Here is a 15,868-nt window from a genome sequence, read left to right on the forward strand (position 1 = left end):
CGCTGCCCGGCCGACGACTGTCGGCCGGGCAGGGTCGCTTCACCGGGATTCCCGGAGGATGCCCTGGTCTTCAGGCCGGGGAGGAATCCGGTTTCCCGCGGAGCGGGGCAGGGGAAGCCGGATCGCCGCTGGGCGATCCGGCGTCCGGCCGGAGAGCGGTGAGGGCGGCCTCCAGGAGGTGCAGGATCTCGGAGTTGAGGGACCGCCGGTCCGCAGCGGCCTGAGCGGTCACCTGTTCGTGTAGGTCTGCCGGGATCCGGAGTGAGAAACGAATCATCACGCTACGGTGGCACCATGACGACACCCGGTGAAGCCGATGGGGCCGGGTACGCCCGGTACACCTACCGGCTTCGCGTGTCGTCGAGTGCCCGTACCGCGCTGGAGGCGGAGTGGGACCGGTGCCGGTGGATCTGGAACGAGTGCGTCGCCAAGTCCAAGGCGGTCCACCTGCACAACAAAACCACGGGGGAGAAGCGGACCTGTGGCCCGGCGCAGCTCGACCGGATGCTGACCGGGGCGCGGGAGCGTACGTCGTGGCTGCGTGAGGGCAGCTCGGTTCCTCAGCAACAGCTGATCCGGGACTTCGGCAGGTCCCGCGCGAAGGCGCACAAGGACATTCGGGAGGGCCTGCCTCAGCGGCAGCGGGCTGGTATGCCGGGGTGGAAGAAGAAGCGCGAGGCGTTGCCGACGCTGAACTACACCCGGCGCGGGTTCCGGCTGAAGGACGGCCGCCTGCATGTGGCAGGTGGGATCGTGCTGTCGGTGGTGTGGTCGCGCAGCCTGCCGGGTGAGCCCTCCTCGGTGCGTGTATACCGGGACAGTGTCGGGCACTGGTACTGCTCGTTCGTGGTTCCCGCCGAGGTGCGGCCGCTGCCGAAGACCGGCCGGGTGCTCGGCGTGGACTGGGGCGTGAAGCAGACCGCGACCACCACCTCCAACGCCCACGACCTGCCGCACGCCCAGCACGGCCGCAAGGCGCAGACCCGGCTGACGCGTTACGACCGGATGATGGCCCGCCGCCGGCCGAAGAAGGGGCAGGCCGCCTCGAAGGGCTACCGCGAGGCGAAGAAGTGGCGGGCGAAGACCTACGCGAAGATCGCCCGGCAGCGCCAGGATGCCGGCCGCAAATGGGCGAAGAAGGTCGTGACCGACCACGACGCCATCGCTGTCGAGGACTTCAGGCCGAAGTTTCTTGCCAGGTCCTCGATGGCGCCCAAGGCGGCGGACGCCGCGATCGGCGCCACGAAGAAGGCTCTGATCGAGATGGGCCGCAAGCACGGACGGGACATCCGTCTCGTGCATCCCGCGCACACCACCATGGACTGCGCATCGTGCGGAGCGAGAACCAAGCACGCACTGCCGTTGTCCGAACGCACCTACACCTGCACCGCATGCGGAGTCGTCTCCCCCAGGGACAAGAACTCCGCCCGCGTGATGCTCGTCCGGGCAGGTCTGAACCCGGCTGGTGTCGAGGGTGTAAGACCACCGGGAGCGCTGCTCCCAGAGGCAGCCTGAGCCAGGAATCCCCGCTCAGCCCTGAAGGAAGGAATCCCTCCCTTCAGGGAGGGGAGCAGTCAAACGGTGAACTTGACGGCCGCGAGCCAGAGCAGGTTGCTCAGGGTCCCGCCGAAGATGTAGTTGTCCCCGCCGGGCTCGTCGCAACCCAGGCCGTGCCAGCCCTCGTTGTGGACGTGCGCGGTCTGGCAGACGACGCTCTTGCTCTCGCCGACGTTCATGGCGAAGCCCAGCATGTACGGGTCGTCCTTCTTGGTGCTGCCGATGTAGAGGTCGGTGCCGTCGACCACGCCCTTCCACGGCCCGTTGTAGTGCCCCTTGCCGTCGGTCGACTGGGGGTAGTAGACGAAGGCGGTGGCAGCGGTGCCGCCGGTGTCGGACGTGGCGAGGTTGAGTGACTTGATCGGGCGGTTCTGACCCACCGTGCCGGCCATGGCACCGTCGCACACCGGTTTGGTCCAGCCCTTGTCCGTCAGATAGGCCCGGTAGCAGATGTGCCGTCCGGGGTCCTGTGCGGCCAGTTGCGCCACGGCGGTCGCCGCCGTCTCCTCCTGTGGTGTGGCCGACTCCTTCGGCTTGGTCTCGGTCGAGCCTCCGCCGCCCCCGCCGGAACCGCTCGCGGCCTGTGTCTCGGGCGCCGAGGGCACGACCGGGGCCTGGGCGCTGGGTGAGGGAGGCGTGGGTGGCGCGACGGAGGCCGAGGGGCTGGGCGGGAGCGTGCTGATGCCGGCTTCCTGGAGCTTCTCCGTGGCGGACGTGCGCACGGAGGGCTTGTACGCGATCCACAGCATCACGAACGTGATCGCGAGCGCCATGAACACACCCAAGAACGTGGCAAGCCAACGCGGCAGGAACCCGCGCTGCACATACGTACCCTCCACCGGCTGCGGCCCTATACCCGAACGCTGGATCGCCAGCGTGTACGGCCGCTGCTCCTTCGACCCGAACCAGATGATCTGCCGCGGCTTCAACGTCGCCTTCACGAACGCCGCACGACCCGGCTCGATCTGCACATTGCTGGGATGGATGTCGTACGACAGATGATCGCCGTTGTCACTGCCACTGATCGACGCCGTCAGCCTCGTATTGCCCAGATTGTCCACCGCCAGCTTCGGCCGCCCACGAAAACGCCCCTTCACCGTCGGCGGCACCAACTCCGCCCGCACCTCCGTGAACGGCGTGATCGTCAGATTCCCCTCCGGAACCGTCGTGGCCTCCGGATGCTCCGTCGGCGTGATCCGCACCGCAAACGGATTCGGACCCGCCACCGCGTCGGGAGAACGGGGTGGCGAGAACGTCAACTCCACCGTCCCCGTCGTCCCCGGATAGAGCCGCAGCGTCTGCGGCTCCACCACCGTCCACGGCGCCACATCACCCACCGGCTCGAACCGGTACTCATCCACCACGTCACCGGTGTTGCGCAAACGCAACCGCACCTTGGTGCTGCCACCGGGATCCACAGTGCTGGAGGCAGGCTCCAGCGAAGTCCAAAGGCTCACCCGTCGACGCTATGGCCGGGGTGTCGCTCCCGTCAGCAAGCGTCGGGGCATGAGGGCTGCCCAAAGAGCTGCGGCGCACTGCCCTTTGTGGGTCAGGACGGGTGGACGATGTCCCATTCCTGGTCGTCGGTCTTGCTGCAGTAGTAGATGGTGAGCGGGGTGTCGTTGCCACCGGTGCTGAAGCCGGCGACGTCCAGGCACAGGTGATTGCTGGAGTAGTTGCGGATCCAGTAGTGGCCGTCGTCCTGTTTGTCGATCCACCACAGCTGGTTGTCGGCGGTCGTGCCGTCGCACTGGAACTCGAACACACCCGTCTGTGCGGGCTTGGCGCCGTAGTCCGGCAGGTCCATGCACATCTGGTCCTTGACGTTGCGGATCTGGAAGAGGTCCGACTTCTCGGGACCGCCGCCCTTCTCGCGCACTTCGAGGTTCCAGAGCTGGTTGTCATGGGTGGTGCCGTCGCAGGTGAACTCCCTGACCGGGCCGTTCACCAAACCCTTGTCGTAGCCCGGGATGTCGGCGCACTTCTTGGTCGTGGGGTTCCTGAGCACGATGTTGTTCGCGGGCAGCGGCCCGGTCGCTGTCTTCTTCGTCGCCTTGGGACTGGCCTCCGCTCCGCCGCCGCCCCCTCCACCACCACCGCTCTCGGGCGTCTGCTGCGGCTGGGACGGAGCCGCCGGGACGTCCGCCGGCGCGGAACTCGGCGCCTGCGACAAGGACGGGGTGGGTGCCGGGAGCGTGCTGATGCCGGCTTCCTGGAGCTTCTCCGTGGCGGACGTGCGCACGGAGGGCTTGTACGCGATCCACAGCATCACGAACGTGATCGCGAGCGCCATGAACACACCCAAGAACGTGGCAAGCCAACGCGGCAGGAACCCGCGCTGCACATACGTACCCTCCACCGGCTGCGGCCCCATACCCGAACGCTGAATCGCCAGCGTGTACGGCCGCTGCTCCTTCGACCCGAACCAGATGATCTGCCGCGGCTTCAACGTCGCCTTCACGAACGCCGCACGACCCGGCTCGATCTGCACATTGCTGGGATGAATGTCGTACGACAGATGATCGCCGTTGTCACTGCCACTGATCGACGCCGTCAGCCTCGTATTGCCCAGATTGTCCACCGCCAGCTTCGGCCGCCCACGAAAACGCCCCTTCACCGTCGGCGGCACCAACTCCGCCCGCACCTCCGTGAACGGCGTGATCGTCAGATTCCCCTCCGGAACCGTCGTGGCCTCCGGATGCTCCGTCGGCGTGATCCGCACCGCAAACGGATTCGGACCCGCCACCGCGTCGGGAGAACGGGGTGGCGAGAACGTCAACTCCACCGTCCCCGTCGTCCCCGGATACAACCGCAGCGTCTGCGGCTCCACCACCGTCCACGGCGCCACATCACCCACCGGCTCGAACCGGTACTCATCCACCACGTCACCGGTGTTGCGCAAACGCAACCGCACCTTGGTGCTGCCACCGGGATCCACAGTGCTGGAGGCAGGCTCCAGCGAAGTCCAAAGGCTCACCCGTCGACGCTATGAGGACGACCGGCTCCGGTCAGGAGACCAGAGGGCAGAAACGCTGCCCGGAAGTCCCCTGCCACGGCACCCGGACGGAGCGCCAGACGTCACGCGGACCCGCTGCGTGGCCCATTCGGGCACCAGGTCTGCTCCCGAACAGGTCCCCCATGACCTTGCGGGCCGGACGGAGGGCGCTCGCATCATTCTCCTGGTGAGTTGTGTGACCGTGCGCTCGGCGGACCACACGCGGACGGCCGAGGAGGCAGACGGTGCAGGAACGCCAGACAGACCAGCAGCAGGCCCGAAAAGGTGGGCCTGCCGATCGGGCGGCTGCACGACGGACGGACGGGGCCGCGGGCGTGGGCCCGGTATCTGGACCCGCCCTGCTCCCCGGCGGCGGATTCTCCCCGTCGGCCGTGACCGCGCTCCAGCGCACCGCGGGCAACGCGGCGGTCGCCGGACTGCTGGCCCGGGAGGCTCACGAACACGGCCCGGCGTGCGGGCACTCCGCACCGGTGCAGCGATCGGCGGTCCATGACGTCCTGCGCAGCACGGGAAGCCCGCTCGAGAACGGGGTGCGGACAGAGATGGAGGCCCGTCTCGGCGCCGACTTCTCCGACGTACGCCTGCACACGGACACCGTCGCGCAGCGTTCCGCGGCCGAGATCGGTGCCCATGCGTACACCTCCGGCAGCCATGTGGTCATCGGCCCCGGGGGCGCCGACAAGCACACGCTCGCTCATGAACTCACGCATGTGGTCCAGCAGCGGCAGGGCCCCGTGGCGGGCACCGACAACGGCAACGGACTGCACATGTCCGACCCCGGGGACAGCTTCGAGCAAGCGGCCGAGGCCAACGCGAAACGCGTCATGTCCGGGCCGGTCCCACTGGAGAACCGGCCGGCCTCCGCCGGTGCGGCCGAAGCGGCTCCGGTGCAGCGCGCCGCACTGCCGATCCAGCGGGCCCGCATGGTCAGCGGGAAGATCGCGTTCACCAATGTGGCCAACACATACCCGGCGTACTTCGGCAAGGCCCAGCGCGTTCTTCAGCTGCTGTCGGAGCACAAGCAAATCCAGGACTACCTCCGCGGCCGCCCGTGCGACATCGTGCTGGAGAAACGGATCAAGGACGCTCCGGCCGAGGTCAAGGACAACGGGGACGAGGGCGTAAAAGTCATTCTCGCCGCGTACTACTTCGAGAACTACGACATCGGCTACATCGTCGGAATGCTCTCCCACGAGTTCGGCATACATCCCCTCGCGGAGGCAAAACCTCAACTCCTCGACGAGGAACAGCATCTGAAGGGGATGCCCTTCCCCGTGCCGGGTCTCGAGGAGCAGCCCAAGTTCATGAACTCGGACGAGGCGAAGCAGGCCGACCACGTGCTCGGCGCGATCCCGCAGGGCCCCCGCTACGGGGTCTACAAGGCGGTCACCAAGGAAATGGCGGAACGTCTCCTGCAGGACGCGAAGGGCAAGGTGGACGGCGCGAAGGAACAGGACGTGACCGACCTTCTGGACTGCTTCCTGATGGATGTCGCCTCCATCGCGGCGACGAATGACAACCGGCTCCTCGGAGCGCCCGCGAAGAGCGGATCGGAGGCGGTCCGCAATGACATCGCAAAGGTCTACAACCGCTACCGGGCCCTGCTGTCGGCCGACTTCCCCGAAGAATCGCCGATCAAGCCGCTCTTCCCTCCGGAGAAAACCCCGGAGGCCGTCAAGCAGGACTTCCTGACGCTCGCCGCGAGAATCGCGAAGGGCGCCGCGTGGGCGTGGAGCATCAGCAACTAGTACGGCAGAGCGCAACCGGTACGGCAGAGGTGTGCGCGCCGGTCCTCGGGGGACCACGGCCTCTCCGCCCCCGCAATCCCCCTCCTGAATTGCCCCTGGGGGCAACACGGCTGCCCCCGACCCGGCACCGCAGGACGTTTCGGGGGGCGCGCTTCGCGCGTGAGGGTGAGTGACGTCCCATCTCGTACCCCGAGGAGAGCAGAGCATGCCGTCCTACCTGTCGCCGGGCGTCTACGTCGAGGAGGTGGCCAGCGGCTCGCGTCCGATCGAGGGCGTGGGCACCTCGGTGGCGGCCTTCGTCGGTCTCGCCCCGATCGGCCCCCTGCACGAGCCGACACTGGTGACCAACTGGACGCAGTACGTGGCGGCCTTCGGTGAGTTCACCGACGGGTACTACCTCGCGCACTCCGTCTACGGTTTCTTCAACAACGGCGGCAGCGCCGCCTATGTCGTGCGGGTCGGCGGAACGCCCGGCGGCGCCTCGGGCGACTCCTCGGCCCCCGCCGCGGTGACCGGCTCCGGTGCGCAGGCCGCGCTGCCGCCGGGCGAGCCGAAGCAGCTCGGCACGTTCTCGGTGAGCGCCGTCGCGAGCGGCTCGCTGAGCGTCGAGGTCGCCGACCCCGAGGGCGAGGGCCCGGCCGAGCGGTTCAAGCTGATCGTCAAGGACGGCGACAAGGTCGCCGAGACCTTCGACGTGACCGCCAAGAAGGGCGGTCGCAACTACGTGGTCACCCAGGTGAAGGAGCGCTCGAAGCTCATCGCCGTGCAGGAGGCCGCGCCCGCCGCCCAGCTGGCCCGCCCCGACAACCAGACGGTGGCGCTCGCCGCCCCGTCCACCTCCTCACCGGCCGTCCCGGCCACCACGGAGAACGGCCACCCCGGCCCCGCCCAGTACCTCGGCGACTCCGCCGACCGCACCGGCTTCGGCGGCCTGGAGGCCGTGGACGAGGTCTCGATGGTCGCCGTCCCCGACCTGATGGCCGCCTACCAGCGCGGCGCCATCGACCTGGAGGCCGTCAAGGCCGTCCAGCTCGGCCTGATCGCGCACTGCGAGCTGATGGGTGACCGGGTCGCGGTCATCGACCCGCCGCCGGGCCTCAACGCACGTCAGATCCGGGTGTGGCGCCAGGAGACGGCCGGCTACGACTCCAAGTACGCCGCCCTCTACTACCCCTGGGTCAAGGCCTTCGACCCGGCCAGCGGCCAGTCCCGGCTGATCCCGCCGAGCGGCCACGTCGCCGGCATCTGGGCGCGCAACGACTCCGAGCGCGGTGTGCACAAGGCGCCCGCCAACGAGGTCGTACGAGGAGCGGTGGACCTGGAGCTCCAGATCACCCGCGGCGAGCAGGACCTGCTCAACCCCATCGGCGTCAACTGCATCCGCGCCTTCCCGGGCCGCGGCATCCGCGTCTGGGGCGCCCGCACCATGTCCTCCGACCCGGCCTGGCGCTACCTCAACATCCGCCGGTACTTCAACTACCTGGAGGAGTCGATCCTGATCGGCACCCAGTGGGTGGTGTTCGAGCCGAACGACCACGCCCTGTGGGCCCGGATCCGGCGCAATGTCTCCGCCTTCCTGGTCAACGAGTGGCGCAACGGCGCCCTCTTCGGCTCGCGGCCGGAGGAGGCGTACTACGTCAAGTGTGACGAGGAGACCAACCCGCCGGAGTCGGTCGACCTCGGCCGCGTCATCTGCGAGATCGGCATCGCGCCGGTCAAGCCCGCCGAGTTCGTGATCTTCCGGCTGGCCCAGTTCTCCAGCGGCAGCGGCGAGTTGGAGGAGTAGCAGTACCGCCCTCTCGGGCACCAGCTCCGCCCCGTACGCCCAAGAAACCCTAGAAGGACAGAGAACAGATGAGTCTCCAGCCGGGTGACGCCCTTACTTCACACAATTTCGGCCTCCAGATCGACGGTGTGATGGTCGAGTACCTCGCGGAGGTCAGCGGCCTCAGCATCGAGCAGGACGTCATCGAGTACCAACAGGTCTCCTCTCAGGGCATCCCCGTCACGAAGAAGCTGCCGGGCGTGAAGAAGGCCGGCACCTGCACGGTCGTCCGCGGTATGACGCAGTCGGCGGCCTTCAACCAGTGGATCACCGAGTCCGTCGCCGGTCAGATGAGCACCGCCCGCAAGAACGCCACCATCATGGTGATGGATTACATGAACAACCCGGTCAAGCGGTACAACATGCGCAACGCCTGGTGCAGCAAGATCGACACGAGCACCGTGAAGGCCGGCGAGGCGTCCGCGCTCACCGAGACCGTGACGATCACCTTCGAAGAACTGGTCATCGAGTAATGCGCCGTACGGCTCCCAGGGCGGCGGCCGCGGCCGTCGCCGAACCGGAGCCGGGGCAGACCGCTGCTCCGGCTCCGGCCCCGGCCCCGGCCCCGGCCCTGGCTGCAGCCGCGCAACCGCTGCGCACCGAGTTCGAGTTCGAGCTGCCGCGCGGGTACGTGGACGACTCCGGCACCGTGCACCGGCACGGCGTGATGCGGCTCGCCACCGCTCGCGACGAGCTCGTCCCCTTGCGGGACATGCGAGTGCAGGAGAACCCGGCGTACCTGTCGGTCGTACTGCTCGGCCGGGTCATCACCCGGCTCGGCACGCTTCCGCTGGTGCACGACGGGGTGGTGGAGAACATGTTCGCCTCGGACCTGGCCTTCCTGCAGGACTTCTACCGCCAGGTCAACGCGGAGGGCCACACCCGTGCCGCCGTGACCTGCCCGCACTGCGAGGAGCCGTTCGAGGTCGAACTCGGCGGGAGCCGCCTGGGGGAATCGTGACGTACGCGACCGACCGCATCCAGGAGGAGATCGCGTACATCGCCTATCACTTCCACTGGAGCCTGGAGACCATCCTGGATCTCGAACACCGCGACCGGCGCGGCTACACGGAACAGATCGCGGCACTCGTCAACCGCGGCGCCGGAGAAGGGTGACACGGCGTGGGGCTTTTTGATCGGGTGCGGGGCGGCGGGGGCGGCGGACCCGAGCGGGGATCCGGCAGCGGTTCCGCCGCCGCGTCCGCTTCCGGACCGGCGGGCGCTTCGGCTCCGGCCGACGGTACGGATGCCCGGGTGAGCGACACGTCCGCGGCGGACGGTGCGGGGCGGGGAGCCGGTGCGCGTGTGGTCCGGCCTGCCGCCTGGCCCGCGCTGCCGCCGATCCAGCGGGCCACGGACCGGCCGGGTGCTGTCGCCGACGCCGGGTTCGGCGGTCGGCTGACCACCTGGCAGAACCCCTCCTTCACCGGCCCGCTGTCGCACGCCGTCCTCGACGGCGCGCCCGGCGGACTGGTCAAGGGCCTGCTCGCCGCCCCGGTGGGACCTGCCTCCGGGCTCGAACTCCCCTCGCTCTCCCTGCCGGTGGCCTTGCCCGTGGAGTCGGGCGAGGAGACCGGTGCGCTGCCCGTGCAGCGCATGAGTTCCCCGGTGGCGGCACTCGGCCCGGCGGGCCCACGGGTGACGCCCGCCGCTCCCCGGGCCACACGGCCGACCTCACTGACCAAGGCACCGACCAGGCCCGCGGTACAGCGGCGGGCTCTGCCGGCGATGAAGCCGTCCGCGCCGTTGCCGTCCGTACCGCAGCCGTCGTCGACGCCGGCCGTCACCGACCCGGCCAGCGGTGGCGGCGGCAGTGACGGTGCCAGCGGTAGTGGCAGTGGCAGAACGTCGGTCGGTTCTGCCGCTTCGGTAAGTGCTTCCCGGACATCGGACGCTGCTCGCCGGGCTTCGGCTCCCGCCTCCACGCTCCCGGGTTCCGGGACACCTGCTGACTTCACCGGCCCGGTCGCGCCTCCCGTCTCCGTGTCGCGATCGCGCGACGGTTCTGCCGCCGGGTCCGACCTTCCGGTCCAGCGGAGTACGCCGGGCGGTTCCGGACGTACGGGGCTGGCGGCGCCGTCCGTTCGGGACGAGCCGTCGGCCGGGGCATCCGTACCGGCGCCTCCCCTTCCGGCAGCACCGGGCGCACCGACCGCTCCGGGCAGCAGCCCGACGGCGGGGCCGCCGCGTCGACGCTCGGGGCTGGGCGCGCCCTTGTCCAATCCGCCTTCGCGCGCGACGCCCGTACAACGTCCGGTGCAGCGTGCGACGGGGACCCCAACGGGACGACCAAGCACGCCCGGTGGTGCGACGACTCCGTCCGGGACGAGGTCTCCCAGGCCGCTGTCCCCCGGGCCAGGGATAGCACCGGAGATGGCTCCTTCGGCATCGTCGTCATCAGGTGCGGCACCGTCTCGACTGGAGATTCCCGAGGCGGGAGCCCCGTCCGGGGACCTGCCTGTTCAGCGTGCGGTATCGACTCCGCCCCCGGCTCCGGTTCCGGCTCCGGCAGGTTCCGCGGCGTCAGGGACTGCCTCGGTGGGCAGCCCTGTCGTACAGCGGGCCGTCGTAGCGGAACCAAGCGCTCAGGAACGCACGAGTGCGGTGGAGGGAACGGCGAAGAGTGCGGCAGGCAGTGAGCCCGTCGTCCCCCGGCAGGACGGTGGCGCGGAGCCGGTCGCTCCCACCTCCCCGCCGTCGCCGCGTGCACCGGTGCGCCCGCTCGCTCCCGCACGCGCGCTGACCTCGCTGCTGCCCTCCACGCCTCCTGCCGCCGCTGTGCAGCGCCGTGCCGCTCCCGCGGCCGTACCGCTGCGGCGCGCCACAACAGCCGACAAGGGCCGGAGCGGACCCCGTTCCAGTGGCTCCGGCGGTGGCTCTGCGAGTGGCCCGTCGGCGCGGCGTGCCGCCGGGCCCGGGTCGGCAGGAGCAGTCGGCCCGACAGGGGGCACGTCCACCGCCCCTGGTGGAGCCGTAGCCGGAACGGCCCCGACCCCGGCCCCGGCCGTACAGCGTTCCTCGGCAGTCGGGGCCCGTCCAGGGCCTGGCGGCCGTCTGGTATCCCGTCCGATACGCCGATCGCCTGAGGCACCGGGAACGGCACCTTCGTCGACCAGGGCGCCCGGGGTGCCCGGTGGCGTCGGTGCCGTGGTGCAGCGGGCCGTGTCGCAACCGTCGGTCGGCGGGCCCGTCGCCGGTACCCACGGCGGTCCGGCAGCGCGTGGCCCCGAGACTCCCGGCGCCGGTGCTCCGGTGCTCCGGCGACTTGTCACCGTCCCTCTTGCTCAACCCGGCACCGTCGCGAGCGGCCCGTCGGCACGACGCAGCCCGGCCTCCGCAGGCCCTACGAAGCCGTCGACGCCGAGCACACCGACGCCAACTGCCCCTGCGGTCCAGCGCGTTGCCACCTCGACTCCCCCGACTCCCCCGACTCCCTCGACTTCCTCGACACCGCTGCCGCGTGCGAGTGCGTCACCGGCAACACCCACCGGTGCCACAGGACCGCTCGCCCCTCGCGCATCTGTGCCGACTCAAGCTTCAGCTCCAGCGCGTCCCGGCATCGCCCGTACGAATGTCGCCGGGTCCGCCGTGCCCCCTGCGCTCCCTGTGCCCCCTGTGCAGCGCTCAGCCGTTCGGCAGCCCGAGACCTCGACACCCGCACCCCAACCGCAGGTGTCCGCGCAGCAGCACCGCGCTCCTCGTTCCGATGCCACGACCCCGCGCCGTCTCGGCCTCGGTGCCCCCGTCGTCCAGCAAGTCGCCTCCGAGCCCGCTCCGTCGCGGCAGGCACCCGACACACCCGCCGTACAGCGCTCGAAGGCTCGCCACACCCCTGCGCGCCCGCTGGCCGCCGAAGGCGTTTCCCTCGGTCCCACGCCCCCGGCGACGCACAGCGCCACCCCCGTCGTACAGCGTTCCTCCACTCCGAGCGCGCCCATGCCTCACCCCTCGGGCGGACTCCCCCTTCCGACAGACCCGGCGCGACCGACGCGACCGATTCAGCCCACGAAGTCGACGGCCCCAGCACAGCCGACGAGTTCCACGAGTCCCACCCCCAAAGCGGCCGTCCCCCTCAACGCAACCCCCGCCGCCCCACCCGTAGCCCTGCCGGTACAGCGCTCCTCGGCGGTACCTCCCGTACTTCCCGCACCCCCCGTATTTCCCGCACCCATCGCCACCGGCACCGGCACCGCACCCACCACCATCACCACACCTGCCACCCCCGCCGTGCCCCCAGCCCTCCCCTCGGTCCAGCGAGACGTCAACCCGATGTCCCCTCCCGCGTACTCACCCGCCGTGCCTCCGGCCACGCCACCACCACCTCCTCCGAGCGGCCCCCCGCCCCCGTACTCCGCGACCGAGCCGCCCCGTCGGCCACTGCCCTCGCACGCCGAGCGCGAGGAGGCCCCGCCGACGTACACCGCCGTCGATTTCGATCCCCGGTCCCTGACCCAGGGTCAGATCGACGAGCTGACGCACAAGCTGTCGGGGCCGATCACCCGCTTGCTGCGGACCGAACTCCGCCTCGAACGGGAGCGGATCGGCAAGTTGCGCGATCCCCGTCGCTGACCTCCCCCACTCCGTCCGACACCTCTCCCCGTACGACACCCCAAGAAAGGCCGATCCCCGATGGCCACCGATCGAGACCCGGGCTCCACCATCTTCTTCACCCTCACCATCGACGGCGAGAGCCTCGGTTACTTCAACGGGTGTGAAGGACTCTCGTCGCAGGTGGAGATCGAGCAGCGCCAAGAGGGCGGCAACAACGGGTTCGTGTGGCAGCTTCCGTCCCGCGTGACCTTCTCCAACATCCGGCTGACCCGCCCCCTGACACCGGACACCGCGAAGGTCGCGGCCTGGGTGTCCTCCGTGACCACGGGGGTCAAGCGGCCGACGGCGCAGATCGCGGCGTTGCGCGCGGACGGCTCGGAGGTGGCCCGCTGGGGTCTGCTCGACGTGCTCCCGGTCAGTTGGCAGGGGCCCTCCCTGGACCCGGCCAGCCCGGCCGTGGCCACGGAGGTGCTGGAAATCACCCACCACGGGTTCACGGACTAGGGAACGGCGAAGAACATGGCAGGCAAGTCAGGAAAGGGCGGCGCGGGCAAGAGTCTGGTGAGGGCCACGCTGGCCATTCACGAGCCGCCCATCGGCCGCAGCACCACTCCGGGCGGGTTGATCAAGACGTTCAACTTCGACTTCAACCCCTCGACGCTCTCGCTGAGCCGGCGCGCCCGGTGGAAGACCACCCCGACCGCGGCCGTGCGGGACGGCTCCCTCCCGGAGTTCATGGGGCCCGAGCCCCGCGAGATGACCGTCGAGATCTTCCTCGATTCGTCCGACGACCCGACCAGCAATTCGGTGCTGAAGAAGGTCGAGGCGCTGTTCTCGTGCTGCGAGGTGACGACGAAGAGCATCGCGGCGAAGCAGCCGTCCACGCCGTGGGTGGTGTTCCAGTGGGGGTCGTTCTCGACCGCGCGGTTCACGGCGTACGTCAGCTCGGTGGACGCCAGTTACTCCCTGTTCGGCACGACGGGCGTGCCGATCCGCGCCACCTGTCAGGTGCATCTGCACGAGATCCCCAGCAAGACCAAGGGGCAGAACCCGACGTCGGGCGCGCTCACCGCGCAGCGTGTGCACCGGGTCGTCGCGGGCGACTCGCTGCAGTCGCTGGCGTGGCGGGAGTACGGGGACGCGGCGGCCTGGCGGGCGATCGCCGAGGCGAACGGCATCGACGACCCGAACCGGCTGTCGAATGGCACCGAGCTCGTGCTGCCCGCCGCCGAAGAGGTGGGTTTCTGATGGTCCAGCCCTCGTACTCCAACGTCGTCCACGTGACCGTGGACGGCAGTCCGGTCCCGGAGAAGATCGCCTCCGACCTCGTCGGCTGCTGGGTCGACCTCGGGGCGGGGGTACCGGCCGCGTTCCGGCTGACCTTCCGCGACCCGGACCGGCTGGTGCTCGGCGAACTCGGCATCCAGTGCGGCACCCCGGTGACGCTCGCGCCGGTCGCGGACGGCCAGGGCGCGGCCTCCCCGCTGCTGACCGGCGAGGTGACCGGCATGGAGACCGACTACGACGGCACCGGCACCTTCACGGTCATCCGCGGCTACGACATGGGCCACCGTCTGATGCGCCAGCGCAGGGTGGCCGCGTACCGGAATCAGACGGCCGCGGACATCGCGAAGAAACTGGCCACGATGAACGGCATTCCGATCGGCAAGGGGAAGGGCGGCATCAAGCCCACCACGACGGTCTACGAGTTCATCAGTCAGGCCAATGTGACCGACTGGGACTTCCTCGCCCGGCTCGCCGACGAGAACGACGTGGTCATGTCGCTGGACTCCGAGGGGAAGTTCCAGTTCGCCAAGGCCGACCCGGCCTCCACCGCGCCGCCGACCAGCATGCCCGGCGACAAGAGCCCCTTCGTGCTGCAGGGCGGCGTCGACGTGCTGCGCTGCCGGGCCGCGGTGACCTCCGCCGACCAGGTCGCCAAGACCGAGGCGCGCGGCTGGAACGTCACGACGAAGAAGAAGCTCACCGCCATGTCGCCCGCCACGTCCAACGACGGCTTCGCGATCGGCACCACCCCGCAGAAGACGGCGAAGAAGTTCAAGACCGCCAAGCTGGTCGAGACCGACACACCCTACGACCGCCTGGCCGAGGTGAAGGTCGCCGCCAAGGCCCTCGCCGACGACGTGACCTCCTCCTTCGCCGAGCTGGAGGTCATGGTGTTCGGCAACCCCAAGCTGCGTCCGGGCGTTCCGGTCACGCTGACCGACGTGGGCAAGCCGTTCGAGGGCAAGTACACGGTGACGTCCGTGCGGCACGTCTTCGGCTACGACGAGCACTACCAGACCTGGATCACCGTCAGTGGCCGACAGTGGCGCTCCCTGTACGGGCTCACGTCCGGCGGGGGCACGGCCACCGCGCCGAAGCTGCCGAGTGTGGCCAACGCCCTGGTGACCAATGTGCAGGACCCGCTGAAACAGGGCCGGGTCAAGCTCCAGTTCCCCTGGCTGGACGACGCGTACGAGAGCGACTGGACGCGGACCGTACAGCTCGGCGGGAAGGGCGGCGGCGGGGTGTTCCCGTACGACGTCAACGACGAGGTACTGGTGGCCTTCGACCGTGGCGCCCTGGACCACCCGTTCGTCATCGGCGGCCTCTACAACGGCAAGGACAAACCGACCGTGGTCAGTGACGTACCGCTGCACGACGGGCTGAAGAAGCAGGCGATCCGGCACACCCTGTCCGACCGGAAGGGCAACCGGGTGGACCTGCTCAGCCAGCAGACCGGTGCCCGCAAGCAGGGGGTGCGGATCGCCTCCGGCAACGACAAGCTGATCATCAATCTCGATCGCACGAAGACCGAGATCACCGTGGACAGCAAGGGGTCCGTCACCATCAAGGGCAGCCGGTCGGTGTCGGTCGAGGCCGGCACCGACCTCACCCTGAGCGCGCGCCGGAGACTGACCATCAAGAGCGGCGGCCCGCTCGACATCGAGGGCCGCGGGTTGGTCAACCTCAAGTCGCTCGGCGGTGCGGTCACCGTCGACGCGATGGGGGCGCTCAGCCTCAAGGCGGTGGGCGCCGCGACGCTCACCGCCGGCGGCAGCGTGCAGGTCAACTCCATCGCGAATGTGGGCATTCGGGCCATCACGCTCGCCTTGCAGGGTGTGGTGCTGGTCAACAACAAGCCGTATCCGCTGCCGTGACGGCCGG

General features: G+C 69.7%; 13 protein-coding genes. 10 read left to right on the top strand and 3 right to left on the bottom strand.

The window, feature by feature from the left end:
- Positions 1–70: 70 nt before the first annotated feature.
- Positions 71–277, bottom strand: a complete 207-nt coding sequence (locus OG798_RS06385; RefSeq protein ID WP_328756532.1) for an Arc family DNA-binding protein — start codon at positions 275–277, stop codon at positions 71–73.
- Positions 278–294: 17 nt separating this feature from the next.
- On the opposite strand from OG798_RS06385, the gene OG798_RS06390 reads away from it, so the two are divergent.
- Positions 295–1,515: an RNA-guided endonuclease InsQ/TnpB family protein gene (locus OG798_RS06390; RefSeq protein ID WP_328756534.1), complete on the top strand. Its 1,221-nt coding sequence runs from the start codon at positions 295–297 to the stop codon at positions 1,513–1,515.
- A 59-nt stretch (positions 1,516–1,574) separates the two neighbouring features.
- Here the strand turns inward: OG798_RS06390 and OG798_RS06395 are convergent, their stop codons facing one another.
- Both OG798_RS06395 and OG798_RS06400 read right to left on the bottom strand, forming a co-directional pair.
- Complete coding sequence (locus OG798_RS06395) at positions 1,575–3,014, bottom strand: hydrolase (RefSeq protein WP_328756537.1); 1,440 nt, start codon at positions 3,012–3,014, stop codon at positions 1,575–1,577.
- Positions 3,015–3,106: 92 nt separating this feature from the next.
- Positions 3,107–4,534 carry an RICIN domain-containing protein gene (locus OG798_RS06400; protein ID WP_328756539.1) on the bottom strand — a complete coding sequence of 476 codons (1,428 nt, stop codon included), beginning with the start codon at positions 4,532–4,534 and terminating at the stop codon, positions 3,107–3,109.
- A gap of 353 nt (positions 4,535–4,887) precedes the next feature.
- Between OG798_RS06400 and OG798_RS06405 the strand changes: the two genes are divergently transcribed.
- From OG798_RS06405 to OG798_RS06445, 9 genes are all read left to right on the top strand, one after another.
- On the top strand, positions 4,888–6,321 hold the full coding sequence (locus OG798_RS06405) for an eCIS core domain-containing protein (protein ID WP_328756541.1): 1,434 nt from the start codon (positions 4,888–4,890) through the stop codon (positions 6,319–6,321).
- A 205-nt stretch (positions 6,322–6,526) separates the two neighbouring features.
- The gene (locus OG798_RS06410) at positions 6,527–8,107 is read left to right on the top strand and encodes a phage tail sheath subtilisin-like domain-containing protein (protein ID WP_095856656.1); all 1,581 of its coding nucleotides are present in this window, start codon (positions 6,527–6,529) and stop codon (positions 8,105–8,107) included.
- A gap of 68 nt (positions 8,108–8,175) precedes the next feature.
- The gene (locus tag OG798_RS06415) at positions 8,176–8,619 is read left to right on the top strand and encodes a phage tail protein (protein WP_054230236.1); all 444 of its coding nucleotides are present in this window, start codon (positions 8,176–8,178) and stop codon (positions 8,617–8,619) included.
- Complete coding sequence (locus OG798_RS06420) at positions 8,619–9,107, top strand: hypothetical protein (protein WP_328756548.1); 489 nt, start codon at positions 8,619–8,621, stop codon at positions 9,105–9,107. The genes OG798_RS06415 and OG798_RS06420 overlap by 1 nt, the downstream gene beginning before the upstream one ends.
- Positions 9,104–9,262 carry a DUF6760 family protein gene (locus OG798_RS06425; protein WP_095856654.1) on the top strand — a complete coding sequence of 53 codons (159 nt, stop codon included), beginning with the start codon at positions 9,104–9,106 and terminating at the stop codon, positions 9,260–9,262. Before OG798_RS06420 ends, OG798_RS06425 begins: the two co-directional genes overlap by 4 nt.
- Positions 9,263–12,415: 3,153 nt before the next feature.
- Positions 12,416–12,715: a hypothetical protein gene (locus OG798_RS06430; protein WP_095856653.1), complete on the top strand. Its 300-nt coding sequence runs from the start codon at positions 12,416–12,418 to the stop codon at positions 12,713–12,715.
- A gap of 60 nt (positions 12,716–12,775) precedes the next feature.
- Complete coding sequence (locus OG798_RS06435; protein ID WP_054235291.1) at positions 12,776–13,201, top strand: phage tail protein; 426 nt, start codon at positions 12,776–12,778, stop codon at positions 13,199–13,201.
- A 15-nt stretch (positions 13,202–13,216) separates the two neighbouring features.
- Positions 13,217–13,945, top strand: coding sequence for a CIS tube protein (locus OG798_RS06440; RefSeq protein WP_067374696.1), 729 nt, complete (start codon positions 13,217–13,219; stop codon positions 13,943–13,945).
- A complete protein-coding gene (locus OG798_RS06445; protein WP_095856652.1) occupies positions 13,945–15,861 on the top strand; it encodes a VgrG-related protein in 1,917 nt (638 codons plus the stop codon). The genes OG798_RS06440 and OG798_RS06445 overlap by 1 nt, the downstream gene beginning before the upstream one ends.
- Positions 15,862–15,868: the final 7 nt, after the last annotated feature.

The sequence above is a fragment of the Streptomyces sp. NBC_00271 genome (assembly GCF_036178845.1).
Lineage (GTDB): Bacteria > Actinomycetota > Actinomycetes > Streptomycetales > Streptomycetaceae > Streptomyces.

Bases quoted from the DNA above. Each gene is read 5' to 3' on its own strand.
- OG798_RS06420 (WP_328756548.1), top strand. From the start codon at position 8,619: ATGCGCCGTACGGCTCCCAGGGCGGCGGCCGCGGCCGTCGCCGAACCG.
- OG798_RS06410 (WP_095856656.1), top strand. From the start codon at position 6,527: ATGCCGTCCTACCTGTCGCCGGGCGTCTACGTCGAGGAGGTGGCCAGC.
- OG798_RS06385 (WP_328756532.1), bottom strand. From the start codon at position 277: ATGATTCGTTTCTCACTCCGGATCCCGGCAGACCTACACGAACAGGTG.
- OG798_RS06415 (WP_054230236.1), top strand. From the start codon at position 8,176: ATGAGTCTCCAGCCGGGTGACGCCCTTACTTCACACAATTTCGGCCTC.
- OG798_RS06390 (WP_328756534.1), top strand. From the start codon at position 295: ATGACGACACCCGGTGAAGCCGATGGGGCCGGGTACGCCCGGTACACC.
- OG798_RS06445 (WP_095856652.1), top strand. From the start codon at position 13,945: ATGGTCCAGCCCTCGTACTCCAACGTCGTCCACGTGACCGTGGACGGC.
- OG798_RS06435 (WP_054235291.1), top strand. From the start codon at position 12,776: ATGGCCACCGATCGAGACCCGGGCTCCACCATCTTCTTCACCCTCACC.
- OG798_RS06440 (WP_067374696.1), top strand. From the start codon at position 13,217: ATGGCAGGCAAGTCAGGAAAGGGCGGCGCGGGCAAGAGTCTGGTGAGG.
- OG798_RS06430 (WP_095856653.1), top strand. From the start codon at position 12,416: ATGTCCCCTCCCGCGTACTCACCCGCCGTGCCTCCGGCCACGCCACCA.